The 24,474-nt window shown below is 37.6% G+C and carries 17 protein-coding genes and 1 pseudogene; 7 read left to right on the forward strand and 11 right to left on the reverse strand.

Annotated elements, in window-relative coordinates:
* Positions 1-17: 17 nt before the first annotated feature.
* On the forward strand, positions 18-1,457 hold the full coding sequence (locus tag WYK_RS09850) for a glycoside hydrolase family 1 protein (protein WP_040374326.1): 1,440 nt from the start codon (positions 18-20) through the stop codon (positions 1,455-1,457).
* Positions 1,458-1,548: 91 nt separating this feature from the next.
* Positions 1,549-2,436, forward strand: a complete 888-nt coding sequence (locus WYK_RS09855) for an ROK family protein (RefSeq protein WP_040374327.1) — start codon at positions 1,549-1,551, stop codon at positions 2,434-2,436.
* Between the two features lie 146 nt (positions 2,437-2,582).
* Here the strand turns inward: WYK_RS09855 and WYK_RS09860 are convergent, their stop codons facing one another.
* Positions 2,583-4,352, reverse strand: a complete 1,770-nt coding sequence (locus WYK_RS09860) for a sigma-54-dependent Fis family transcriptional regulator (protein ID WP_040374328.1) — start codon at positions 4,350-4,352, stop codon at positions 2,583-2,585.
* A gap of 229 nt (positions 4,353-4,581) precedes the next feature.
* Here WYK_RS09860 and fdhA point away from each other — a divergent pair, with 229 nt between their 5' ends.
* From fdhA to WYK_RS09875, 3 genes are all read left to right on the forward strand, one after another.
* Positions 4,582-5,796 (forward strand): formaldehyde dehydrogenase, glutathione-independent, encoded by a 1,215-nt coding sequence (fdhA, locus tag WYK_RS09865; protein ID WP_040374329.1) that lies wholly within the window; start codon positions 4,582-4,584, stop codon positions 5,794-5,796.
* Positions 5,797-6,101: 305 nt separating this feature from the next.
* Positions 6,102-7,151 carry an NAD(P)/FAD-dependent oxidoreductase gene (locus tag WYK_RS09870; RefSeq protein WP_040374330.1) on the forward strand — a complete coding sequence of 350 codons (1,050 nt, stop codon included), beginning with the start codon at positions 6,102-6,104 and terminating at the stop codon, positions 7,149-7,151.
* Positions 7,152-7,231: 80 nt separating this feature from the next.
* Positions 7,232-8,173: a hypothetical protein gene (locus WYK_RS09875; RefSeq protein ID WP_040374331.1), complete on the forward strand. Its 942-nt coding sequence runs from the start codon at positions 7,232-7,234 to the stop codon at positions 8,171-8,173.
* A 38-nt stretch (positions 8,174-8,211) separates the two neighbouring features.
* On the opposite strand, the pseudogene WYK_RS09880 reads toward WYK_RS09875, so the two are convergent.
* The 7 genes and pseudogenes from WYK_RS09880 to WYK_RS09910 all read right to left on the reverse strand — a co-directional run bounded on the left by WYK_RS09880 (position 8,212) and on the right by WYK_RS09910 (position 15,766).
* Positions 8,212-10,162 (reverse strand): annotated as a pseudogene (locus tag WYK_RS09880) (FtsX-like permease family protein).
* On the reverse strand, positions 10,152-10,913 hold the full coding sequence (locus WYK_RS09885) for an ABC transporter ATP-binding protein (RefSeq protein WP_040374332.1): 762 nt from the start codon (positions 10,911-10,913) through the stop codon (positions 10,152-10,154). Before WYK_RS09885 ends, WYK_RS09880 begins: the two are co-directional and overlap by 11 nt.
* Positions 10,914-11,013: 100 nt before the next feature.
* On the reverse strand, positions 11,014-12,018 hold the full coding sequence (locus WYK_RS09890; protein ID WP_040374333.1) for a sensor histidine kinase: 1,005 nt from the start codon (positions 12,016-12,018) through the stop codon (positions 11,014-11,016).
* The gene (locus tag WYK_RS09895) at positions 12,015-12,704 is read right to left on the reverse strand and encodes a response regulator transcription factor (protein WP_040374334.1); all 690 of its coding nucleotides are present in this window, start codon (positions 12,702-12,704) and stop codon (positions 12,015-12,017) included. Before WYK_RS09895 ends, WYK_RS09890 begins: the two co-directional genes overlap by 4 nt.
* A 146-nt stretch (positions 12,705-12,850) precedes the next feature.
* The gene (locus tag WYK_RS09900; protein ID WP_040374335.1) at positions 12,851-13,891 is read right to left on the reverse strand and encodes an acyltransferase family protein; all 1,041 of its coding nucleotides are present in this window, start codon (positions 13,889-13,891) and stop codon (positions 12,851-12,853) included.
* Between the two features lie 289 nt (positions 13,892-14,180).
* A complete protein-coding gene (locus WYK_RS23300; RefSeq protein WP_051387420.1) occupies positions 14,181-14,717 on the reverse strand; it encodes a GDYXXLXY domain-containing protein in 537 nt (178 codons plus the stop codon).
* A complete protein-coding gene (locus tag WYK_RS09910; RefSeq protein WP_040374336.1) occupies positions 14,714-15,766 on the reverse strand; it encodes a DUF2157 domain-containing protein in 1,053 nt (350 codons plus the stop codon). Before WYK_RS09910 ends, WYK_RS23300 begins: the two co-directional genes overlap by 4 nt.
* Positions 15,767-15,902: 136 nt before the next feature.
* Here WYK_RS09910 and WYK_RS09915 point away from each other — a divergent pair, with 136 nt between their 5' ends.
* Positions 15,903-17,168, forward strand: coding sequence for an ABC transporter substrate-binding protein (locus tag WYK_RS09915; RefSeq protein WP_040374337.1), 1,266 nt, complete (start codon positions 15,903-15,905; stop codon positions 17,166-17,168).
* 140 nt (positions 17,169-17,308) lie between these two features.
* Here the strand turns inward: WYK_RS09915 and WYK_RS09920 are convergent, their stop codons facing one another.
* Positions 17,309-19,021 (reverse strand): methyl-accepting chemotaxis protein, encoded by a 1,713-nt coding sequence (locus WYK_RS09920; protein ID WP_040374338.1) that lies wholly within the window; start codon positions 19,019-19,021, stop codon positions 17,309-17,311.
* Positions 19,022-19,345: 324 nt separating this feature from the next.
* A complete protein-coding gene (gene adhE / locus WYK_RS09925; protein WP_040374339.1) occupies positions 19,346-21,949 on the reverse strand; it encodes a bifunctional acetaldehyde-CoA/alcohol dehydrogenase in 2,604 nt (867 codons plus the stop codon).
* Positions 21,950-22,151: 202 nt separating this feature from the next.
* Here adhE and WYK_RS09930 point away from each other — a divergent pair, with 202 nt between their 5' ends.
* Positions 22,152-23,288: an FAD-dependent monooxygenase gene (locus WYK_RS09930; RefSeq protein WP_040374340.1), complete on the forward strand. Its 1,137-nt coding sequence runs from the start codon at positions 22,152-22,154 to the stop codon at positions 23,286-23,288.
* A 245-nt stretch (positions 23,289-23,533) separates the two neighbouring features.
* On the opposite strand, the gene WYK_RS09935 is transcribed toward WYK_RS09930, so the two are convergent.
* On the reverse strand, positions 23,534-24,474 hold a 941-nt coding region (locus tag WYK_RS09935), incomplete at its 5' end, for a TetR/AcrR family transcriptional regulator C-terminal domain-containing protein (protein WP_040374348.1).

Here is a 24,474-nt window from a genome sequence, read left to right on the forward strand (position 1 = left end):
CAAGAAGGAGCGGTATTATGCAAACAAAAACGATAAACGTACCAGATGACTTTATCTTAGGGGCTGCTGTTTCAGCGTGGCAGACAGAAGGATGGTCAGGTAAGAAGGACTATCAAGATTCTTTTTTAGACATGTGGTATAAAAACGATAAAAATGTATGGCATAAAGGTTATGGTCCAGCAGTAGCAACTGACTTTAAGAATCGGTATAAGGAAGATATCGGATATATGAAGGAAATAGGTTTAACCCATTTTAGGACGTCCATCAACTGGTCACGCTTTCTAACGGATTATGAAGAGGGAGTAGTTGACGAGGAATATGCAGCATACATAGATGACATGATTAATGAGCTTCTTAGAAATGGTGTAGAGCCAATGATTTGTCTTGAGCACTACGAGCTGCCTGCAGCGTTATTCGAAAAGTATGGAGGCTGGGGTTCGAAGCATGTTGTTGAGTTGTTTAGTACATATGCCAAAAAAGTTTTTGAACGGTATGGTGACCGAGTGAAGCACTGGTTTACATTTAATGAACCAATCGTGATTCAAACTCGAGTCTATTTAGATGCACTTCGTTATCCTTATGAACAGAACACAAAGAAATGGATGCAGTGGAATCATCATAAAGTGCTGGCAACAGCAAAGGCTGTCCAGCTGTTTAAAGAAATGGGCCTTAAAGAAAAATATGGAGCAAAGATTGGGGTTATTTTAAATCCGGAAGTGACTTATGCCCGCTCATCAGCACCACATGATCAGGAAGCAGCAAGGATGTATGACTTGTTTTTCAACCGAATATTTCTTGATCCATCAATAAAAGGGGAGTATCCGCAGGAATTATTCGACTTAATGTCGAAACATGATATAACGTTTGAATATTCAAAAGAAGAGTTACAGATTATTCAAGACAATACTGTGGAGTATGTCGGGCTGAACTTATATTATCCGCATCGCATTCAAGCCCGTACAACGGCATGGAACGAAGCTATGCCGTTTCATCCAGAGTACTACTATGCCAAATTCGATTTGCCAGGTAAAAAAATGAATCCGTACCGAGGATGGGAAATCTATCCGAAAATCATGTTTGATATGGCTATGCGTATGAAAAATGAATATGGGAATATCGAATGGTTCATTGCTGAAAACGGCATGGGAGTCGAAAATGAGCATCTGTTTAAGAATGAAGAAGGAATCATACAGGATGATTATCGAATCGATTTTATTGCAGAACATCTTAAGTGGCTGATTAAGGCGGTCGAAGAAGGAGCCAACTGTACGGGATACATGCTATGGGCTTTTTCCGATAATGTATCTCCAATGAATGCGTTTAAAAATCGTTATGGATTAGTGGAAATTGATTTAGAAAACAATCGAAATCGAAACTTAAAAAAATCAGCTTACTGGTACAAAGAGATTATTGAAAACAAATCTTTTTTGGCTGAGGATGAAGATGTATTTAAATAACCATGGGCTCTTCTCTTCGCTAAACTAATAGAAAATAACTTGAAGATTTTGAAGCGTATCTATCAAAATCAGCGGAAAATGGGGAGCATACATGAAAACTTTCTTAGCAATTGATATAGGAGGAACGTTTATTAAGTATGGGTTAGTCAATGAACATGCAGTAATCTTGGAGTCTGGCAGGGAAGCAGCGCCAAAAGAGCTTTCAGCATGCCTTGACCTGATTGACGACTTAGCTCAAAAATACCCACAATCTGATGGAATAGCTGTCAGTTCTCCAGGAGCGGTAGGAGATGATGGAATTATTTATGGCTCCAGTGCTTTGCCATATCTTCATGGACCAAATATTAAAGAATTGTTAGAAGAAAAAATCAAAAAACCAATTTTTCTCGAAAATGATGCCAACTGCGCAGCGTATGCGGAGATTTGGAAAGGTGCAGCACAAGGAAAAAAAGACATTATGGTTATCGTTATTGGTACGGGAATCGGTGGATCAATAATGAAGGAGGGTAAACTTCATAAAGGCTCTCAGCTCCATGGTGGTGAATTTGGTTATATGCTTTTGGATAGCAGTAAAAATGGCAGGAATGACACCTGGAGCCGAAGAGCTTCTACGGCAGCTCTCATTAGAAGTGTAGCCGAAGTAAAGAAAGCAGCGCCTGATTCTCTAACAGGTGAACAAATCTTTACCATGGCTGAAGCCGGCGACCAAGACTGTATTCAAGCGCTAGAAGAATTTTATCATCTGCTGGCACTAGGGATTTATAATCTGCAATATGTGTATGACCCTGAAATTATTCTCATAGGCGGCGGAATTAGTGCCCGAGAAGAACTCATTACAATGATTGATGACAAACTTAATGACATTTTAACCGGTATACCTGATGCCAGAATTAAACCTCGGATAGCAGCCTGTCACTTCCGTCAGAACGCAAATTTGGTCGGCGCTGTGTATGGATTTATGGTTGAGAATATTCGTTGAATCAGAAAAGAGACAAATTCTTAGCGGATTTGTCTGTTTTTATTGGAACAGCGGATTTTGTTTATTTTGAAGTGGACCCATATCGAAGAATACACAGTTGTGGAGAAATCCTATTATTCACTTATGACCTTAGTTAAAAGAGAGTACTATTTAACCAAACTATATTTATTAATCTTATTATATAGGGTATTCCGGCTTATTTTTAAGATAGTTGCTGCTTTGCTGATGTTCCATTCAACCGACTGTAGGACTTGTTCGATGGCAGCTATTTCTGTGTTAATAAGTGAATTATGCTTTAGTTGTTCAACGACCAAACTATTTGATTCTTGTTCATATCCATGTTCAAATTGTAAATCGGATCCCTGTATCTCATTATTTTCTGTATAAAAAGATGCTTGCATTAGTACGCTATTGAGCTCCCTTATGTTCCCAGGCCAATGGTAAGAATGGAGTAATTGCTTTGCTTCTTCAGATAAACGAATGGATGGATTATCTAATCTTGATAGTAAATGTTCTGTAAGCTCTATTATGTCACTTCTTTGGCGAAGAGGAGGAAGAGTTATAAACAGCCCTTTCAAACGGTAATATAAATCCTCTCTAAACCGTCCTGCATGAACTTCCTCAAATAAATTTTTGTTAGTTGCCGTAAGCACTCTAACATCGATAGATTTGCCTGATAAGGCGCCTATTCGAGTCACTACTTTATCTTGTAAAACGCGCAGTAAAGCAGATTGAGCCTTTAGTGACATATCACCAATTTCATCAAGGAATATTGTTCCACCATGTGCAGCCTCGAATTTCCCAGGTACCCCTTCCCGATTAGCACCGGTAAAAGCCCCTCCTTCGTATCCAAATAGCTCACTTTCGATTAAACTTTCAGGAATAGCACTACAATTCACTGCTATAAAGGGCTTTGTGGAACGTGGACCAGCTGTATGCAGTGATTGCGCAATTAATTCCTTACCTGTTCCACTCTCACCATAAATAATAACGGGATAGGTAGATAAGGCAGCTTTCTGAATGATTTTTTTTACGTTTTCTATTTTTTTACAGGAACCGATAATATCAGAAATTGTATAAAGAGCAATACCTTGAGGCTTCATTTTATTGGTTTTATGTAAAGAGACTACTGATCTAACTGTTTTATTAGTTTGATCGGATATTACATCGACAGAATAACCATGCTTATTATGAAACTCATTCCCAATACAATTTTCACCAAAAAGGAGGCGTGCAGTTTGGTTTGCTCGAATGATTTTTTTTTCATGATCCAGTGAAAGAAGTGGAAATGTGCATAAATTTGCGGTGAGTTCAATTTCCTTTATCGCTAATAGGCTTTCATGATTTGTATGTGTCAATAAAAGACGGTTCTGTATTGCTTCAGCTGCAATGCTCACTAATGAAATCATAAATGGGTTATATAACTCTTTTTTGGCACTGATATTAATGGCACCAATAAATTCTCCAGTGGGTGAATAGATGGGACTTGCTGCACATGTAAGGTAGTGGTTTTTAACAAAGAAGTGGTGTTCTGCGTGGGTAAAGATGGGCTTTTTTTCATATATCGCTAATCCTATTGCATTGGTTCCCTTTATTTCTTCAGACCAATTAGACCCAATGGACATGTAGTCAGGGGAATCGCCAATATCTAATTTCCCTACTTTATGAATAATCGTCCCGTTGCGGTCAACAATAACCGTCACATGCCCATTTGAATGATTGACAGGGTAGAGTTTTTCTAAGATTGAGGCGGTCTGTTTTATCAAAAATTCATTCTCTTTTAAAACCACTTGTAAATCCTTGCCCGTTAATAAGAGATTATTAATAGGACCAGTGGATAAAAGCCCAAAGTTTTGACAGCGCTTCCAAGATTGGTCGATTAACTCTGTTTGATCCGAAAGATTGACGGATGACATCTAACCCCTCCTCATTTACTGCTATAAAAACCTGTATAAATAAATATTATAATATATATCTGATTTTTTCAAATAATGTAAATATTAATTGTGCGGAAATAGGACAAATAGTGTTCATATTTTGAGCAATACCTTTTTTGTTACCACCAATCGGTTAGGGATTTATAACTGGCATAGAAATTGCATATTAATAGGTTGTATGAACTATATTAATAGGGGGGATTTTAAGATGGCAGGTAACAGAGCAGTAGCGTACATGGAGCCAGGTAAGGTAGAGGTAATTGATATTGGTTATCCAGATTTAGTTTTAAGAGATGGTCCTGGAGTTAATCCATTAAATGTTGGTCGTAAATGCAACCATGGTGTTGTCTTGAAGGTTGTGACAACAAATATTTGTGGCAGCGATCAACATATGGTGAGGGGGAGAACAACTGCTCCATCGGGCCTTGTCCTCGGCCATGAAATTACAGGTGAAGTGATTGAGGTTGGAAGTGACGTAGAATTCATTAAGAAAGGGGATCTGGTATCTGTCCCATTTAATATTGCATGTGGACGCTGCCGAAGTTGTAAGGAGCGTGACACGCATATCTGTGAAAATGTTAATCCTGACCGTCCTGGTTCAGCTTATGGTTATGTAGATATGGGTGGATGGGTAGGAGGACAGTCTGAATATGTTATGGTGCCTTATGCTGATTTTCAATTATTGAAATTCCCAGATAAGGAACAAGCAATGGAAAAAATAACAGACTTAACCATGCTATCTGACATATTTCCTACAGGCTATCATGGAGCCGTAAGTGCAGGTGTTAAGCCAGGGTCAACTGTTTATATTGCTGGTGCAGGCCCAGTTGGATTAGCTGCCGCACATTCCGCCCAGTTACTAGGTGCTGCAGTTGTCATTGTTGGTGACTTAAACGGTGAACGACTTGCGCAAGCTAGAAGCTTTGGATGTGAAACGGTGAATCTTCGTGAACATCCAGATTTAGGTGAACAGATTGATCAACTGTTAGGTGTTCCAGAAGTAGATTGCGCAGTAGATTGTGTAGGTTTCGAAGCATCTGGACATGGTTCGAATGCTGGAGAAGCACCTGCGACCGTATTAAATTCAATCATGGAAGTGACACGTGCTGGCGGACGTCTGGGTATTCCAGGTCTTTATGTAACAGGTGATCCAGGAGGCATTGATGAGGATGCGAAAATTGGTACGTTGAAGGTACGTCTAGGATTGGGTTGGGCGAAGGCACATACATTTGTCACAGGACAAACACCAGTAATGAAGTATCATCGGGACTTGATGGCAGCTATTTTAAGTGGAAGAGCACAGATAGCAAAGGCAGTGAATGCAACAGTTATTTCCATTGATGATGCTCCAAGGGGCTATCAAGAATTTGATCAAGGTGCCGCAAGAAAGTATGTTATTGACCCTCATGGGCTTGTAAAATGATATTGGATTCAAGGCTGTTGCTTTGCTGTTGAATCTCTTAATGTTTTAAAAATAAAAAATCGTGAGAAGATAAAAATTCTCATGGTTTTTTTGTTCTGTAATCTACCAGTGATGAGGAAAAATACGGAATCACAGCCAATCACAGTACAGCATCAATAGAAAATTACTTTGAGCATTTTTAACTAATTTTAGATGGGTATATTTTATTAGTTAATTCGTTTTTTTATTGTAAAAATAATCAAAACGTAGTAGGCTTAATTGAGAATGATAATCAGGTGTAACAATTCACTAAGGGGTGAATCTGGATGAAACAGCACGATTTATTTGATGTAACCGTGATCGGAGGAGGGCCGGCTGGTCTTTACTCGACTTTTTATAGTGGACTTAGAGAGATGAAAACAAAACTTATTGAGTATCAGCCTCACTTAGGCGGTAAAATCCATGTCTATCCTGAGAAAATGATTTGGGATGTAGGCGGGCTGACACCAATGCCTGGAGCCAAGCTGATTGAGCAGCTTATCGAACAGGGGTTGACCTTTAATCCTGAAGTGGTTTTGAATGAAAAAATAATAAATATTGAACAAGATGAAGAAGGAATCTTTCTTTTACATAGTGCTTCTGGTCAAGTGCATTTTTCGAAAACGGTCATTATGGCCATTGGCGGAGGAATCTTAAATCCTCAAAAGCTCGAAATCGAAGGGGCAGAGAGATTTGAGATTACCAACCTGAATTATACGGTGAAATCTTTAAAACAATTTAAAGATAAAACGGTAATTATTTCTGGTGGAGGAAATGCAGCAATTGACTGGGCAAATGAATTAGAATCTATAGCTAAAAAAGTGTATGTAACCTATAGAAAAGAAGCTCTGGCAGGTCATGAAGCACAGGCAACAAAATTAATGAACAGTTCTGCGAGCTGCCTATTCCAAACGTCTATTACCAAACTAATCGCAAGTCCCAACCACGAAGTAATCGAACATGTTGAGCTTACGAATCATCAAACAGGTGAGGTCTCATATTTACCAATTGATGAAGTCATTATTAATCATGGATACGAGCATGATTCAACCTTACTTGAAAATAGTGATCTAGGCATTACCCGTGTAGATAATTATTACATTAAAGGAAACTCGACTAGTGAATCCTCGATTGATGGACTTTATGCTGCTGGTGATATTTTAATGCATGAAGGAAAAGTACATTTAATAGCAGGTGCTTTTCAAGATGCCGCAAATGCTGTAAATAAGGCAAAACAATATATTCAGCCTGACGCTACTAAAGCAGGAATGGTTTCTTCACATAATGAAGTCTTTAAGAAGCGGAATAAAGAATTAGTGAAGCAAATGATGCAATAGCAGCCACCTTGGCTGAACACCCCTTCTGTAGTATGATTTAACTACCATATATTAGGTTTCTCTTCGGAGGGGTGTGGAATATGAAACGGGTTGGAAGCTATCTTCTCGGTATTGTCATCTTTGTTTTTGTCCTTCAAGCTATGTATGAAAATGGAAAAGAATTTATAGAGATGAAAGACCAGGATAATCAGCATATGACGGCAAAGGTCTATGGTAAGACAGTCGTTCAAGATCTTTTTGGCGGGATTAATTATTATGCGCTGCTTAAACCAGCTATCATTAATCAATCCGTTTTAACATTAAGCAATGAGGAATTCGCTAGTGTCTCAAAGGATGTTTTTAATAAATTGACAATTAATGATTCCATTGAAGGGTTTAACCTTAATGGGAAATTTAGGACAAAAGAGGATCTTGATGAAGAATCTTATTCCTTTTATTTAGTATTCAGTTTAGCAGCCATTTATCCAGTAGGCTTTCTCCTATTTTGGTTAAATAAGATCAAGGCTGTAAGTAGATTTTTTGAGCATGCGCTGGATTCGAAGTTTCTTAAACTACCGTTAACTATCCTTATATGGAGTGCTGTTACCATTCCTCTTCTTTATGGTGTTTTTCATTTTGGAAACATGTTAGAGAAGTCTTATGAAAACTATACAGCAGAAAATAAAGTAGAGACTAGAGCGTTTATAACTGACAAGTATAAAATTATTAATCATAAAGGAAGTAATTCATACTATTTAACGCTAAAGTTTCACAACCATAATAATGAGGCACTTTATTTAACAAAGAGAGTGACGAGCCATACCTATAATCGATATAGTCATTCTATAGCGATTTCGTATACAGAAGAAAACCCCTATGAGGTCTCTCTGCAGAAAATAGAACCTTTGGATATCTATCAAGTCCTGACAACTGATACTATGATTATTTATTATTTGATGTTTATTATAATCGGGCTGCTATTCTTTACTCTTATTCTTTTACGAAGAAAGAAAAAAACGGGCTCTTATTATAAAAGTAATTAAAAAGCTCCAGAGCCATTTAGGCTTGGAGCTTTTTTGATTTAGAGAGAATCTTTGATTACCTTTTTATAATGAAGAACAGAGAGGATGCCGAATATGGAGTATAACCCTGTGTATAGGACCATAACAATAATCATAGGTGTCCACACCTCTGTACCGAATAAAAACCATCCTGATTGTACGGCGAAGTAACTATGAAGCAAACCGACGATAAGCGGAATCCCGAAGTTAAAGAGTTGTTTAAACTGGATACCTCTAATTAAATCACCTTGGGTAAATCCTAGCTTTCTCAGAATCGTGTAATTGCCCATTTCTTCTTGGCTTTCGTCCATCTGTTTAAAGTAAAGGATACATCCAGAGGTAATTAAGAAAGTTAATCCTAAGAATCCGACGATGAACATGATTAGACCCAAACTCATTTTTTGGTCATTCTTCACTTGTAGTTGAGAAGAGTAGGTTGGATCTTCAATCGGAAGTTTAGAGAATAATTGATTTGCTTCTTCAAGTTTTTCTTTATCGTTAATATCAATCCCAATATAGGTATTGGAAGGTGGTTGATCCTCAGGATCACTATCTTTTTTCAAACGTTCGTATACCGTTTGGTCAACAATAATAACCACAGGGACATTAAAGTTCGTAAAACTAGAGGAAAGAAGGGTTTTATCTCTTAAACCAAGATAGGTCTGTGGAATGACTTCAGTCTGACCTTTAAGTTCTATCATTCCGGAATCTTTAAATTGCATCAGCTCTTGAAGCATACTGCTGTAACCGCTGAATAGGACTTCATTCTCAGTCACATCTACTCCTTTAATAGCTCGATCGCTAACTATTGGCATGGTTAATCTAGTTGGGTTAATGTCCAATGCTAATGGTCCAGCATTGGAATCCAATATCCCTTTTATATTGACAGATGCATTGATGACTTAAATTTCATGAGCTGTAAAATCAATATGGTTTATTGTGAATGTCTCTTTTACCATGTCAGCATTCTGGACATTATCAAGGGAGAAATCTGAAGGTACATTAGATACAGCCACTTTTTCAGCCGAGTAATAAGAGATATAGGTTAATGATAAAAGCCCAATGGCAAGAGCAGACACAGTCGTGATTATAGTTAACAATAAACTATTTGATTTCATTCGGAACATGATTGAAGAAAGGGAAAGCACTTCATTAATGGATAAATATCCGTTTTTATTTTTTCGAACAATATTAAAGATAAAGCTGACAGATCCTTTATAAAATAGGTAAGTACCGATAATAACAGATCCCAATATAAAACTCATAGCCATAAAAAATTCAGACGCCGTGGAGAAGTCACTTGTAAATAATTGAGATGACACATAATAACCAGAAATAATGAAGAGGATGCCGACTATCCCAATTGTTATTTCAACAAAGGAAACCTTCTTCACCTTTTCTTCTGTTTTTGCTTTTACGTTAAATAACGATAAAATACTTTGTCTTTTAATAAATCTGTAATTCATGAGCATAATCAACAGATAGATAACCCCAAAAACGACCAATGTTTGACTAACTGCTTGAGATGAAAATTGAAGGGCTGCAATCGATTGAACGCCTGTGACTTTGAATAAAATCATCAGAATTAATTTAGAACCGACTAATCCTCCAAAAATTCCAAGGATAACAGAACCGGAATAAAGAATAAAATTCTCTATGCTAAGGATCCGGAAGATTTTCCCCTTTGTCATTCCGATTAATTGAAATAAGCCGATTTCTTTACTTCGCCGTTTGATAAAGATGGTGTTCGCATATAAAAGAAATATGGAAACAATCGTGACAAGTAAATAAGATGCAACCCTGATGGCAGCGCTGCCTTTGATTGTGCCTTTTGCCTCATCCATGGAAGGGTCAAATTGCAGTGTAACAAAGGCGAAGTAAAGAGAGGTACTAAAGATTAGCGCAAAGACATAGAGCGTATAGTTTTTAGGTTTTTTTCAGATTTCGAAAAATGAGGTGATTAATGCTCATTTTGCACCCCTCCAAGTACGCCCTGGGTTTTTAAGATATCTTTAAAGAATGTCTGTCTAGTTTCTTCCCCTTTCATTAACTGGGTATAAATTTGTCCATCCTTAATAAAAATGACTCGGCTGCAGTAACTAGCTGCGACAGGGTCGTGAGTGACCATAAGGATGGTAGCTTTTCTTTTTTGATTTAACTCACTCATTTTATTTAACAAATCTGTTGCGGATTTAGAATCTAATGCACCAGTGGGTTCATCCGCGAAGATAATACTAGGCTTGTGAATAAAGGCGCGTGCCGCAGAGGTCCGCTGTTTTTGACCGCCGGATATTTCACTTGGGTATTTATTACTTAACTCAAGGATTCCTAATTCCTTGGCAAGAGCATCAAAGAGCTGATTAGCTTCCTTCTTTGGCGTCTTGGTGATGGATAAGGGTAAAAGAATATTCTCTTTGACGGTCAATGTGTCTAATAGGTTGTATTCTTGAAAAATAAAACCAAGATGATTCTTACGAAACTCCGCTAATTTCTTTTCTTTCATACTCGTCATTTCTTTTCCTTCAATCATAATCGTTCCTGAGCTGATTTTATCAATGGAGGAAAGGACATTGAGCAAAGTTGTTTTTCCTGAACCGGAAGCCCCCATAATACTAACGAATTCCCCTTTTTGTATACTAAGGTCTATTCCCTTTAACACTTCTTGTTTATTGAATTTGTTTCCAAAGCTTTTATGGATTTTCTTTGCATCTAAAATAGTCATCTACGCTCACTCCTTTTTTTCTATGTCCTAAGTATAAAAGGGTTGGGAATTCTTTTCCTTCGATTGTCCGAACAAAATGGAAAAGCATGTGACAATTCTGTCACATGCTTAAGATATTCACAAATTCATTTTTTTGGGGAAAAGTAAGAGTAAAGGATGTACCCTCTTCAAGTGTTGATTGAACATCAATCCGAATTAAGAGGGACTTTGCTGCTTTATGGGTTAGATACAGGCCCATTCCTGTTGCAGCAGTATCCCGATGATTTGTAGTTGAGGTAAAGCCTTTTTCAAAAATACGTGGTAAATCTTTTGGATTAATTCCACGCCCATAATCCTTTACCTCAAGTACAGCATGACCATCTTGCTGAAAGCTTGTCAGTACAATGTCAGAAGCGTCACTGTATTTAATAGAGTTGGTTAAAAGCTGTCTAATGATAAAAGCCAGCCATTTCGCATCACTAAGCACTTCAGTTGTAGCTAAGTTAAGATCAAAACCAATTCCTTTTTGAATACACCATGATTGAAGCATTTTTATCTCGTCAAATATAATCGTTTCCAAGCTAAGTCGATCAATATGCAAATCATTTTCAATAAACAATATCCTTCTATTATGAAGCTGTTGGTCCAGCAAAAGGTGGATGCGGAGCCATTCATACGTTAAATGAGTTTTGAGTGATCCTTTTTCTAAGCGGTCAATCATTAAACGCATAGCCGTTAACGGAGTCTTCACTTCATGAATCCAAGTCAGCAGGTCATCTTTCTCTTGTTCTAGACTTATTTGACTTTTTGTCACTAATTCTTTCAGTAATTCGGATTGATTGTTAATACTTTCTTCGATGATTTTTTCAAAGGGACTCCCGGGCTCAGGGATATTTGTGAGATCTAGATTATCTTCTCGTTCTGCCAAGCTTTTATAAAATCGTGTTTCTTTTTTATAACGGATATATAGAAAGAGACAAAACATAAGTGTGGTTAAAACAACAATATAGAGAACAGCTGTTAATGGAATGGCTGAATCAAGATAAGTAACAAAGAGGGTAGAAAGCTGGAGAAATAGGAAAAAGAGAATCCAGCTGGCTCTTTCCAGCAAGTATTTCCTTATCATCCTTCTGCCTCTTCAACCGCTATATAACCTTGTCCAACTTTTGTTTCAATAAAACGGCCTAAGTCAATCTCATCTAGTTTTTTTCGTAACCGATTAACATTAACTGTCAGGGTGTTATCACTGACAAAGCGTTTATCGTCCCATAAACTGTTCATCAATTCATCTCGACTAACAATTTTATTTTTTTGATCAATTAATTTTTTTAAGATAAACATTTCATTTTTCGTCAACTCGATTGAATTCGTTCCCAGAGTGACGATATTACTTTCGTAATCCACGGCAGCACCGCACCACGTCTTGAGTTCTATTTTATCTGTATTGTAGTTATAAACACGACGAAGAATGGCTTGAATCTTGGCAATAAGCACATCAAAATGAAAAGGTTTCTGGATAAAATCATCTGCCCCCAGCTGCATTGACATGACAATATCGGTGGGGTGATCTCGTGAAGATAAAAAGATAATTGGAACATTGGAATGAGCGCGAATCATCCGACACCAATGAAATCCATCGAACTTGGGCAGCTGAATATCAATAATGACAAGGTCAGGCTTATACTCGGTAAATTCCTGAAGAACTTTATTAAAATTATGTATACCAAACACTTCATAGGACCATTGCGTTAATCGTTCTTCAATCTCATTAAAAAGAGTTGTATCATCTTCAATTAATAAAAGTTTAAACAAACTATTCACCACCGTTTACTGCTTTCCTAAAGTATAGCCTAAAACCTTCTTCTGTTCTATGTGTGAATTATGAGAATCATCAATTTAGAAAAAAGAGGACCTCGGTCATTGTACCGAAGTCCTCTTTTGTATAGGTCGTACATACTTTATGCAACAACTTGTGCAGTGTCACGTGTTTGTTTTAATTTTGGAGATAATTTTTTTATGTTTCCAACAATCATTGAACCAAATGGTAATAAAGAAATCAATTTAATTATGGTTACACTTATAACTAGTCCCATGAGAAATAAGGCGAGAACTCGGGTGCTGGTATGGTTGAACCATGTAACCGTATAGGGAGCGAGGTGTCTTAGTACTTGCCAGTGCAGCAGGTAAATTCCAAAAGAATAGTTACTAATGAATTGAATGATACGGAAATTAGGAATGAGCTGTCCCCAGGCCAAAATGACTGCGGAAAATGACAAGACAACGGGGAATAAATCCAATCTTAATGAATTGATTCGTGCATTTCCTGATTCAAATGAAAAATAGAAATAGAGTACAGATAAAGCAGCCAGAATGAGTGTCAACCATCTATAGGTCAATAACTCCTGCTGTAGTTTCTTATAGTGTTTTCCAATGATATAAGCAATTGTAAAGTAGCCGAACCATGCGGTGAATGGTAATTTTAGAAGCGCTTGATGTTCATGTACAAAAGGAATATTCATTTTCATAAAACTTAAATGAACAGCCATTGTGAGAAGACTGACCGGAAGTAACCACTTCATTGATGGCTTAAAACGTACAACTAGATAATGTAGAACATAAAATTGAAAAATAATGAAAATGAAATACCCTATAAAGGTACCCATTACAATATTATTGAAGATTTTAAGTTCAAGAAAGACGTTAGGGTTAAAGTATTTAGCATTCAAAGCATCGATAATGGCAAAGGATACGAAGGGCAGGAAAATAAACTTTAATCGTTTTTGCCAAAATTGATTTGGTAATCTATCTGGATAGCGGTTAGCCAAGATTATTTCGGATAAGACGATGAAGGTCGGTGTGGCGAAACATATTATGGCCCGAAACACATCGTAATAGTCAATTTCCGGATGGCCTGCATGTCTTGAATTTAAAGTAGTACTGTGTAAAAAAACGATACATAAACAGGCAATTACTCTTAGGAGGTTCCATTCTTTAATCACGGGATATAGTTGACCTTTCCTGTTGTGTTTTTTTAAAATATTCATATATTAAAATAACAGATATTCTAAGGGAAGACAATAATAATTAAAACATACTGAAAAGAGATTATGATAGTACTAATGTTGTTTAGAGTCTGGCAGAACAGGGGGGGATGTGTCTGAATCTAGCAGAATCTGCTAAATATTATGGAGCTTTAAGGAATCATTGTCAGTGAAAATAGTTATTGTATAAAAATCATGAAAAAAAGACTGTCTAGGAGTTCTTGACAGCCGAAAAAGTAAATCCTTTTTATTTAAAAGAAATTGTCATTAATACTGCATTTCCATTTTTAACTTTTACCATAGCTACTGGTGCATGACCAGCCGCCGCTGCTTCCATCTCTTTTGCTTTGTCCGAAGCCGCATAAAAATTATCTAAGCCGTATTTAATTTGGAGAGATGAATTTGTTGTATCGTAGGGTATGTGTAAACGTCCTTTAAGATAGGTTCCTTTGTGAGGCTTTTCTAGCGTTACTAAAGCGGCTTCATAAAGGCCGGTGTTGTTTTGCTGCAGCTGAACATATACGTTTTTGTAATCTCCCCTGTTCTTGTTTATTAGTAATGAACGGGCAGAGTCATCGAGCAAACTGCTATCCACCGATTCTATTTCATAGTGTAAATCCACATAGCTTCCACGAAATAGATCTGTTGGGTCGACTGGAACGGTCTTTAAGTGGATCTCATTACCAGTAACTGTCGTCCATACATGAGGGGCGGCTAGAAGTACGAGAATCAAAACGGGTATAGAAAAGACAATAAGCGGTCGAAGAAAACGATTATTTTTCAATAGTTTCCTCCCCTTTTTTTTCGCTGCTTTTCAAAAAAGAAGCCAAAGCCTAAAAGAATGATTCCACCAATAATAAAGGTGAAGGATGTGGGCAGGAATTCTAAAGAATTTAGATAATATCTGAAGATCAATGCACAAATGATCACAATACTTGTTAAACTGCCTTTTTGAATGAGGTAAAGAAGAAAGATGAAGTAGAAGAGAGAAAACCAGAGACCAAAGTCAAAGGTTAAGATAATAGCCGTGATACCATGGAGTATATGTCCTTGAATACGAGTCACTCTTTCTGCTCTTAATGGAAGCGGGATGTATATGAGAAAAATACCCATGATAAACAATATGCCTGAGATGATAGTAGCAGAATGGTCAGGTGACAATTTTGGAACAAATTCTAGAAGGAATAACACAAAGGTGTTTATGGATAAGGCATTGATGAAAAAGGTAAGGGTAACAGGGTAGGAAAATCCTCTTAGTAAAACATATAAAGATGGTAAAAATAGAAGAATAGCAAGCGGATAAGATTTTTCATCTAGGAACATACTGCCATTGATATAGATAAAAAGCAGGATAGTAGTAAACAATAAAACCGCAGTATCTTTTAAATACCAGCCAATAATGATTGTCCCAATTGCCCATAATAAAAATGAATTGTTAAAATTAATACTAATGTTAAACATTTGTTCTATTAGAAAAATACCAGCTCCAAATACTAAGATCCCAATATAATGAAGGCTTCTTGCGGTTTTAGGAAATTCCTTCGAAACAAAAACCCCGGCCGTATTGACCAATATCAAAAGCAGAATAATGATAACCAGCTTAACTGGTTTAGTCAGGTACATCCAATTGCTTGCCACAAACATTAAAACGCCTAAACCAATCAAAAGAGCTCCAATTGCTGCTAGTACAGTGATGAATGGGACATTTTTGACCTGGTAGATTGATAAAATCCGATCTGATTCCTTTTCTTCGATAAACTGTTCTTTTTTAAGGTATTTTAGTTCATGTTCTAGAAAGTCATATTGTTTTTTTGTGATTTGTCTTTTATTCAAATTACCAACTCCTTCCTGTCGTTCTATTATACATATGATATTTGTTAAGTTACTAGTAGAAATATAAAACGTTGTCTTATCCTAATTTTACCAATATACTTTTGTTAGAGTTTGTATATTTTTAGGAGGATATAAGATGCGAAAAAAAACGTTAACATTCTATTTAGGATGTATTATTTGCTTGAGTGTTAGTTTATCAGGTTGCTTAAGTAATAGTACAAGTACTACCATGCAACACCCGAAAACCATTAAAATCGGCGTTATGTATCCTACATCTGGCGATATGGAACATGCAGGAAAAAATCAAGTAAAAGGAATTGAATTTGCGGCCAAGTTAATAAATGAAAAATATGACTTAGCCATTCCGTTGGCTAAAGGTGAAGGGCTTCCTAATCTGGGCGGAGCTAAAATAGAACTGATTATAGTAGATTCAGAAGGGTCACCTAAAGAGGCTGTGGCTAAAGCGGAAAAACTAATAACGGAAGAAAAAGCAGCGGCTATCATTGGTGCGTATGATAGTTCCAATACGGCTGCCGCATCTCAGACTACAGAACGGTATGGTATCCCCTTCTTAAATGCGGAATCCACTTCCCATCATTTAACGGAACGGGGCTATAAATGGTTTTTTCGAACCAATGCAGATAATGAATTGGCTGCTATGGGGGTCTTTGATTTCTTTACTCAGCTGGATGAAGATCATGCAGTAAAATCGATTGCTTTTCTTCATGATCAATCTGAAGTCAGTCAGGATTTCGCTGATGCACAAAACCGGCTGGCCGAAAAAAGTGGACGAGAAGTAGTATCAGATCGTCTAGATAGTAATCAGTTGAACTTTGGGGCGTTAAAACTAAAAGAGGCTGATCCAGATGTGATTACGATGACGACCTTACGTTCCGCCATTCAATTTCGCCAGACTGCAAACCAACAAAGCTATTCACCCAATGCCATGATTGGAATGAGCAGTGGACTGGAGACTAGTGAAGAAACCTTGGGGAAAGAAGCTGAGGGGTTGCTGGTAAGTGCAGGATGGAGTAAAGAGTTACTTGGGAAACCATTGATTAACAAAGTGAATGCCTTATATAAAGCAGAGACAGGTGAAGAACTATCAGGTTACACACCTCATGCTATAACAGGAATGCTCGTACTAGCTGATGCTATCAACCGAGCTGAATCAATTGATTCAGACAAAATCCGGAAAGCCTTATTGGCCACTGATTATCCGGCTGACTCACTCATCATGCCTTGGAACGGAGTGAGGTTTGATCAAGATACGCAGCAAAATAAATCGGCATCCAATGTGTTGCTGCAGGTGAAGGACGGGACGGAAAAGTTAGTATGGCCATTCGATATAGCTACAGAGGAATTAGTGTGGCCTTTGATTCCAGCAGAGGGAGGAAGCTAAAGTAGAATTAATGTATGATTCAGTAAAGATTTATCATTCTAAAGGCTGCCACTGAATGAGACTCTTAATGATATGAGTTCAGATAATATTAAAGGGTCCTTCTATTAGAAGGTCCCTTTTATAACGGCTAGCGCTAAATTTTAAACTTTAAAGATTGCTACTGAAGTATTAAGATCTTCAGCCAAGCTAGCTAATGTTTGCGATGTTGCAGCAGTTTCTTCACTAGCTGCTGCAGCTTCTTCACTAGCTGTTGCGATACTTTCGATTGATCTCATCGCCTCAATTGAGTGTACGGACTGCTGCTCACTTGCAGAAGTAATACTCTCAATAGACTTCATCACTGCTTTTGATTGTTCAGACTGCTTTTGACTAGCTAACTCAATTTCGGCTGTTTTATTTGAAGCCTGTACTACCATCTTTGCAATCGACTCGAAGGCAGCACCTGTTTTAATAGAGTGATCCACCCCATATTGTACGGCCGAAACACTGCTTTTAGTGCTGGCTTGAATGCCTTGAATAATGTCATGTATTTCTTTAGTTGATTCTCTACTTTTCTCCGCTAAACTCTTCACTTCATTTGCCACAACAGCAAAACCTTTGCCCTGTTCTCCTGCACGTGCGGCCTCAATCGCTGCATTTAATGCTAAAAGATTCGTCTGGTTAGATATATCTTCAATAACCTTTATAATTTCCCCAATTTTACTAGTATCCTGTTCAAGGATAGACATGTGCTCTCTTACTGTGGTCATACCATCAATGGAGTGTTTAACAATCTCGCGTCCATTCTGAGATTCAATGGATAGGGACTGTCCAATGAATGCAGTTTCTTGAGCTGTTTTAGCAACTGTATCAATGACGATGTTCAACTCTTTAAATAAGCTAAACATTTTTTTGGCATCATTCGCTTGAACATCTGCGCCATTTGCAATTTCTGTAAATACCTGGGTGATTATTTGAGCGTCATTCGCCTGAGTTGAAGCACTACTTGCCACTTCTTCAGTTGTAGCTGATATTTCCTGAGCTGAAGCTGCTACACTCTCTGCTGATTGTAAAATACTCTTGGTTGTTTTTCTAAGACTGGCGGTCATCGCTTGAATGGATTTAGCTAGAACGCCTACTTCATCTTTAGTGTCGATCGTAGTGGACACCGTAAAGTCACCTTCAGCTACTTTACCTACTAAATCAACTACCTCTTTAAGCGGTTTTACAATCAGTTGAGAAATTAGATATCCAAAACCAATGCTAAAAAAGAACGAAATGATTAATATGATACTTGTTGTGGTTCTAGTAGAGGTGTATGCTTCTGTTGAATCAAGATTTGACTGTTCAGCCTTTTCGACATTGAAAGCACTAAGGTCTTTTATAAAATTCTGAGCTTTATCTCCTTTTGCTTTGAATTCAGGTGCGATTGCTTGATAACCTTTCAAATCATTTGCATACCCTAATTTTATTGCTTCATCTAGGATAGCGTAATAGTCAGTAAAAGCTGAATCTAGGTTTTTAAGAATCTTTTTTTCTTCGTCTATAAGATAACCGCTTGAATACAACGTTATATCAGAGTCAATTTCCTTCTGAATTTCTCTTATAATTGCTTGGTACTCATCCTTAGCTTCAGGCGTTTTAGCGACAAAAACTAAATCGCGTATGTTTACACGTATACGCTGATAATTTGTTTCAATCCTACCTAATGTGCTTATCGGAATGACACGCTCAGTATACATGAAATCAAGATTTTGATCTGATTTCTCCAAATTATACAGTCCGTAAATCCCAACTATACCTAAGATAAAAGCCATTACTACAAAGGCACTAATTAATTTCACCGATGTCTTCAAATTTTTAAACCACTTCATTTTAAAATCCTCTACTTTCTTATTATGTATTTATCTCAGGTGACTTCACAAAACATTTGAAACTCCTTGGGAAAAATCTAACGTAAGGGCAATACTATTCATGGATGAGGTGGAAATATTTATATCTTAACTTTTTGTTAGAAAAGGATCCTATGTCCTACTTGTATGACAAGTCTGATAATGTACATAGTTATATCGGCTCTGGTTAAAGAATTTCAATCAATAAGATTTGACCATATTTGTTAAAAATATACTTATTACCTATCATTCTAGATAACAAAAAGAGTCAGGGATCGTCATCCCTGACTCTTTATTCTCTAAAGATTAGACGCCTTTAAAGGCTTGACGGTAAACCTCGACTAACTCGGTTACAAGGGGAAGTTTTGGATTAGCCGTTGTGCACTGATCTTCAAATGCCCGATCGGCTAAATAGTCAACCTTCCTTTCGAAATCAGCTAGATCGACGCCATTCTTTTCAATACTCATCGGAATATTCATCTCTTTGGCTAATTTTATAATCGCTTGTATAAGACTTTCCACTCCTTCTTCTGTTGTACGTGCAGGAAGTCCAAGCATCTTGGCTATTTCTGCATAGCGCTTGTCAGCAATGAAGTGGTTATATTTTGGGAACGCTGTGAATTTAGTTGGTTTTGTCGCATTATAGCGAATAACATGCGGTAATAAAACCGCATTAGCTCGTCCGTGGGCGATATTGAATTCAGGTCCAAGCTTGTGGGCTAGACTATGATTAATACCTAAGAATGCATTCGCAAAGGCCATGCCGGCAATTGTGGAAGCATTATGCACTTTCTCACGTGCTAACTCGTCGCTTCCATCATTGTAGGCTTTAGGCAGATAGTCAAAGATTAGCTGGATGGCTTTTATGGCCAGTCCGTCAGTATAATCATTTGCCATACATGATACATAGGATTCAATGGCATGTGTAAGAACATCCATCCCAGTATCAGCGGTAATGACCTTAGGAACCGTCATGACAAACTGTGGGTCAATAATCGCGACATCAGGTGTCAGCTCGTAATCCGCTAATGGGTATTTAATATTGGCATCTTTGTCTGTAATAACGGCGAAAGAGGTAACTTCAGAACCCGTACCAGATGTCGTCGGAATCGCAACAAATTGAGCGTTAACACCTAGTTTCGGGTACTTAACAATCCGCTTACGAATATCTAGGAATTTTTGTTTAATGCCGAAGAATTCCATTTCAGGATATTCAAAGAACAACTGCATCCCTTTAGCGGCATCCATTACAGATCCACCACCAAGAGCGATAATGACATCGGGTTGGAATTTATCCATCATTTCTGCGCCTTTTTCAACAGTATCGAGAGAAGGATCTGGTTCCACTTCTGAAAAAATCTGGCAGTGGATATAATCTGGACGTTTTCTTAGGTAATAAAGCACTTTATCTACGTATCCTAACTCTACCATTGCAGGATCAGTAACAATCAACGCCTTAGTGATATTCGGCATTTTGGCAAGGTACTGAACTGAATTTTTTTCGAAATAAATTTTGGAAGGGACCTTGAACCATTGCATATTGTTATTCCTTCTCGCTACCTTTTTTATATTAATTAAGTTTATCGCTCCAACGTTTGTTGACACCGAATTGCCTCCATACGTACCGCAGCCAAGAGTAAGTGACGGCATATAGGCATTGTAAAGATCACCAATTGCACCTTGTGAAGACGGTGCATTAACGATAATCCGGCCGGCTTTCATTCGTAAGCCAAATTCCTTAATGACAGTATCATTTGTAGTATGAATGACGGCTGAGTGGCCTGTTCCGCCAAACATTAGCATTTCCTCTGATCGAGTTAAGCCTTCTTCTAGACTATTAACTTTGTAACAGGCAAGTACTGGACTTAATTTTTCCCGGGATAAAGGAAATTGCGGCCCTACTCCTTCTAGCTCGGCAATCAGAATTTTCGTATGTGTTGGTACCGACACACCAGCCATTTCAGCAATTTTGAAAGCAGGCATACCGACAATGGCTGCATTAACAGCACAGCTTTGTTCATTAATGACTAATGTTTCTACCTTTTGTCGTTCTTCTGGAGTTAAAAAGTAGCAATTATTTGATGTTAGTTCTTGTTTGACCTCAGAATATATTTCTTTATCGATAATCACCGCTTGTTCTGAGGCACAAATCATCCCATTGTCGAACGTCTTTGAAAGAATTAAATCATTTACTGCTTGAAGAACGTTTGCCGTCTTTTCAATATAACAAGGAACATTACCAGGTCCAACTCCAAGAGCCGGTTTTCCTGAACTGTAAGCAGCTTTGACCATTCCTGAACCACCAGTTGCTAATATTAATGAAATCTTCGGATGGTTCATAAGACCTTGAGTAGCATCGATTGACGGTTTTTCAATCCACTGAATACAGTTCTCAGGCGCTCCTGCTTTAACCGCAGCATCCCGAAGAATTCTTGCGGCTTCACTACTGCTCTTCTGTGCAGAGGGGTGGAAGGCAAAGATAATAGGGTTCCTGGTTTTGATCGAGATTAATGCCTTAAACATCGTTGTTGAAGTAGGATTTGTTACAGGTGTAACACCAGCAATGACGCCCACTGGTTCAGCAATTTCGATTATTCCCTCATTGGTATCTTCATTAATAATTCCAACCGTTTTATCGTATTTAATATTATGGTATACAAACTCGGTAGCGAACATATTCTTGATAATTTTATCTTCATAAACGCCTCTTTTCGTTTCCTCAAAAGCCATTTTCGCAAGTTGCATATGCTGATCCATACCTGCAAGAGCCATTTCTTTAACTATTTCATCAATCATTTCCTGAGAAAAATGACTGAATTCTTTCAGAGCGGATAATCCATTAGCGACTAATTCATCAATCATAGGGGTGACAGGTTGTTTTTCCTGAATGACGTTTAATTTAGTTGACATGTTAACCCTCCATTCCAAGTTTGTGAATGTTTTCACAAACTATTTATAACTGAATCTTACCATGTAAAATTCATTATAGATTGATAAAAATTGTCTTTTGTATGAACGTTATAAAAAATGGATTTTACTCAAAGAATTTAAAGTACGATTAAACAAAAAACAAAAAAATTGCTAAACTAGTAGTAATAGGAGGGATGAACGAATGAACATTATCATTATCGGCGGTGGTATTGGAGGACTATGTACAGCCGTTTCTCTACAAAAGCAGGGGTTATCCGTTCAAGTGTATGAGGCAGCTGCTTCTTTCCAACCTGTGGGCGCTGGAATAGGGTTAGGTTCGAACGCTATGCAGGCGTTGATGGAGATTGGGGTGGGAAAAGAGATAGTTGCTAAAGGTTATGTGCTGCATTCACAGCTTTTTCAAAATGCACAGGGTCGAACGTTAAATTCAATTGATTTTAGTAAATTAAAGGAGAAATTTGACCAAGAAAATATTACGATTCATCGAGTGGATTTACACCGGACTTTATTGGAAGCTTTAGAACCTAACACAATATACTATAAAAAGAAATGTGTATCTATTGAACAAAAACAAGACAAGGTATACGCCTTTTTTGAAGACGGTACGACCGCAACTGCTGACTTCCTCATTGCTGCTGATGGAATCCATTCTCCTATCCGCCAGCAGCTTATACCAGGATCCACACCTCGGTATGCCGGGTATACATGTTGGAGAGGCATGACTGAAAATAAGGGAAGAGTAATCGAATACACATCGACAGAACTTTGGTCCACGAAAGGTCGATTCGGAATGGCTCCTCTGAAAAATGGACAGGTCTATTGGTTTGCATGTATTAATACACCTGAAAGAAACCCAACCTATCAAAATCTCAAGCCTACTGAAATAGCTGATTTGTTTAATCACTTTCCCAAGGTCGTACCGGACATCATTCGTGGTACTACTGCTGAACATATTCTCCATCATGATATTTATGATATCAAGCCGCTCAGTCAATTCTCTTTTGACAGAGTCATTCTATTAGGAGATGCAGCACATGCCACCACACCGAATATGGGACAAGGAGCAGGACAAGCAATAGAAGATGCCCTTGCACTTAGTAATGGCTTTAAGCAATATAAAGAATTGGAAAAAGTATTGACTTACTACGAAAAGAAACGATTGAAACATACAGCAAAAGTCATCAGACTCTCTCATCAAATCGGTGCTGCAACACAGATACGTTCCCGCTTACTCGCTGGAACCCGTGACTTTTTATTTCCATTCATCCCGTCGAACGTGCTGCTTTGGAGATTGAAATTTTTATATGAAAGTAAATAATTTATTTTCTTACACAAATACTTGAACCAAAGGAGTTCAAGTATAAGCTGAAAAAAAAATCGCTGACCTCCTGACTGCCAGTGAACATTGGGTATTAACAATTCACTTCGTGGTGGATATTTTCATCAAAAGCAAATAAAGGAGCACGTTACTAAGCAGTGATTTTTTGTGAGGTAAAATGAACTATTGGAGAAAAAACTCTATCCCTGCTCAACTATTGCTGTCGATTAGAATAGAGAATTCGGTTAAAACATATGAACTTTATATTTTTTCAAATCCAAGAACTGTATGAACTCCTTTGCCAAATAATGTGGAGAATGATTTTTTCCTTCTTGTAGCCTGTATAGGATAAGACCGACTATCAGACCAGATACATAATAGGCATACATGTCTTTTCCAGCATGGATATCAATTTGTTGGCTTAAATAAAAGTCACTTAACACATTTAGGATTTCTGGAATGGAATCGGGGACCCCATACTTGCCATTAATGAAATGAATGATGGATCTATGTTCCGAAAGATAGGAAAATAATTGTATAAGTACATCTTCAGCTTGTGCGATGGTATAAGTCTCAGGCTTTGTATCAAGTGTCAGAATTCCGATGATATCCGAACAGGTTTTGTGGATAGTGGCTTTGAACAAGTCCTCAATACTCGAATAGTGGTCATAAAAAGTGGCACGGCGGATATCACTTCTGCGAGTGATATCAGAAATTGTTAATTTAGAATAGTCTTCTTGTTCCATAATCAAATCAATCATTGCTACTTGCAAAGCTTGTCTCGTACGAATGACGCGTCGATCGATGCGAACTTCCTTATTCTTAGGTTTAATTGATGAACCAAAAATCCAATAATAACGTTTCTGGCTGACAAGTTCCCAATATTGCTGGCTAATCAATTCAGGAGAAGATTTCATTCCTTCTTTGAACCAGTAGAGAATGATGGCATAAGTATAGAGAGTTCGATAATGTACATACATATCTTTTGACGTGTCTGAAAGGTCCGTCTTTTCGGGTGTCAACATAACTTCCGTATTGAATACTTCAATGAAGAACGAATGGAAATTAATATAGGGTATATTACTACGATTCAGCATGTTCCTAAAAAAGGGGACATGATCCGCCACATACGACAAGGCCGGAAGAACCTGCAAGTTTATTTTTTGAGGTTGATGTAATCTAAATC

The organism is Peribacillus psychrosaccharolyticus ATCC 23296, assembly GCF_000305495.1.
GTDB lineage: Bacteria > Bacillota > Bacilli > Bacillales > DSM-1321 > Peribacillus > Peribacillus psychrosaccharolyticus.

What these genes read in the sequence shown, in the direction of transcription:
- WYK_RS09850 (WP_040374326.1), top strand. Translation starts at nt 18, where the DNA reads ATGCAAACAAAAACGATAAACGTACCAGATGACTTTATCTTAGGGGCT.
- WYK_RS09855 (WP_040374327.1), top strand. Translation starts at nt 1,549, where the DNA reads ATGAAAACTTTCTTAGCAATTGATATAGGAGGAACGTTTATTAAGTAT.
- WYK_RS09860 (WP_040374328.1), bottom strand. Translation starts at nt 4,352, where the DNA reads ATGTCATCCGTCAATCTTTCGGATCAAACAGAGTTAATCGACCAATCT.
- fdhA (WP_040374329.1), top strand. Translation starts at nt 4,582, where the DNA reads ATGGCAGGTAACAGAGCAGTAGCGTACATGGAGCCAGGTAAGGTAGAG.
- WYK_RS09870 (WP_040374330.1), top strand. Translation starts at nt 6,102, where the DNA reads ATGAAACAGCACGATTTATTTGATGTAACCGTGATCGGAGGAGGGCCG.
- WYK_RS09875 (WP_040374331.1), top strand. Translation starts at nt 7,232, where the DNA reads ATGAAACGGGTTGGAAGCTATCTTCTCGGTATTGTCATCTTTGTTTTT.
- WYK_RS09885 (WP_040374332.1), bottom strand. Translation starts at nt 10,913, where the DNA reads ATGACTATTTTAGATGCAAAGAAAATCCATAAAAGCTTTGGAAACAAA.
- WYK_RS09890 (WP_040374333.1), bottom strand. Translation starts at nt 12,018, where the DNA reads ATGATAAGGAAATACTTGCTGGAAAGAGCCAGCTGGATTCTCTTTTTC.
- WYK_RS09915 (WP_040374337.1), top strand. Translation starts at nt 15,903, where the DNA reads ATGCGAAAAAAAACGTTAACATTCTATTTAGGATGTATTATTTGCTTG.
- WYK_RS09920 (WP_040374338.1), bottom strand. Translation starts at nt 19,021, where the DNA reads ATGAAGTGGTTTAAAAATTTGAAGACATCGGTGAAATTAATTAGTGCC.
- adhE (WP_040374339.1), bottom strand. Translation starts at nt 21,949, where the DNA reads ATGTCAACTAAATTAAACGTCATTCAGGAAAAACAACCTGTCACCCCT.
- WYK_RS09930 (WP_040374340.1), top strand. Translation starts at nt 22,152, where the DNA reads ATGAACATTATCATTATCGGCGGTGGTATTGGAGGACTATGTACAGCC.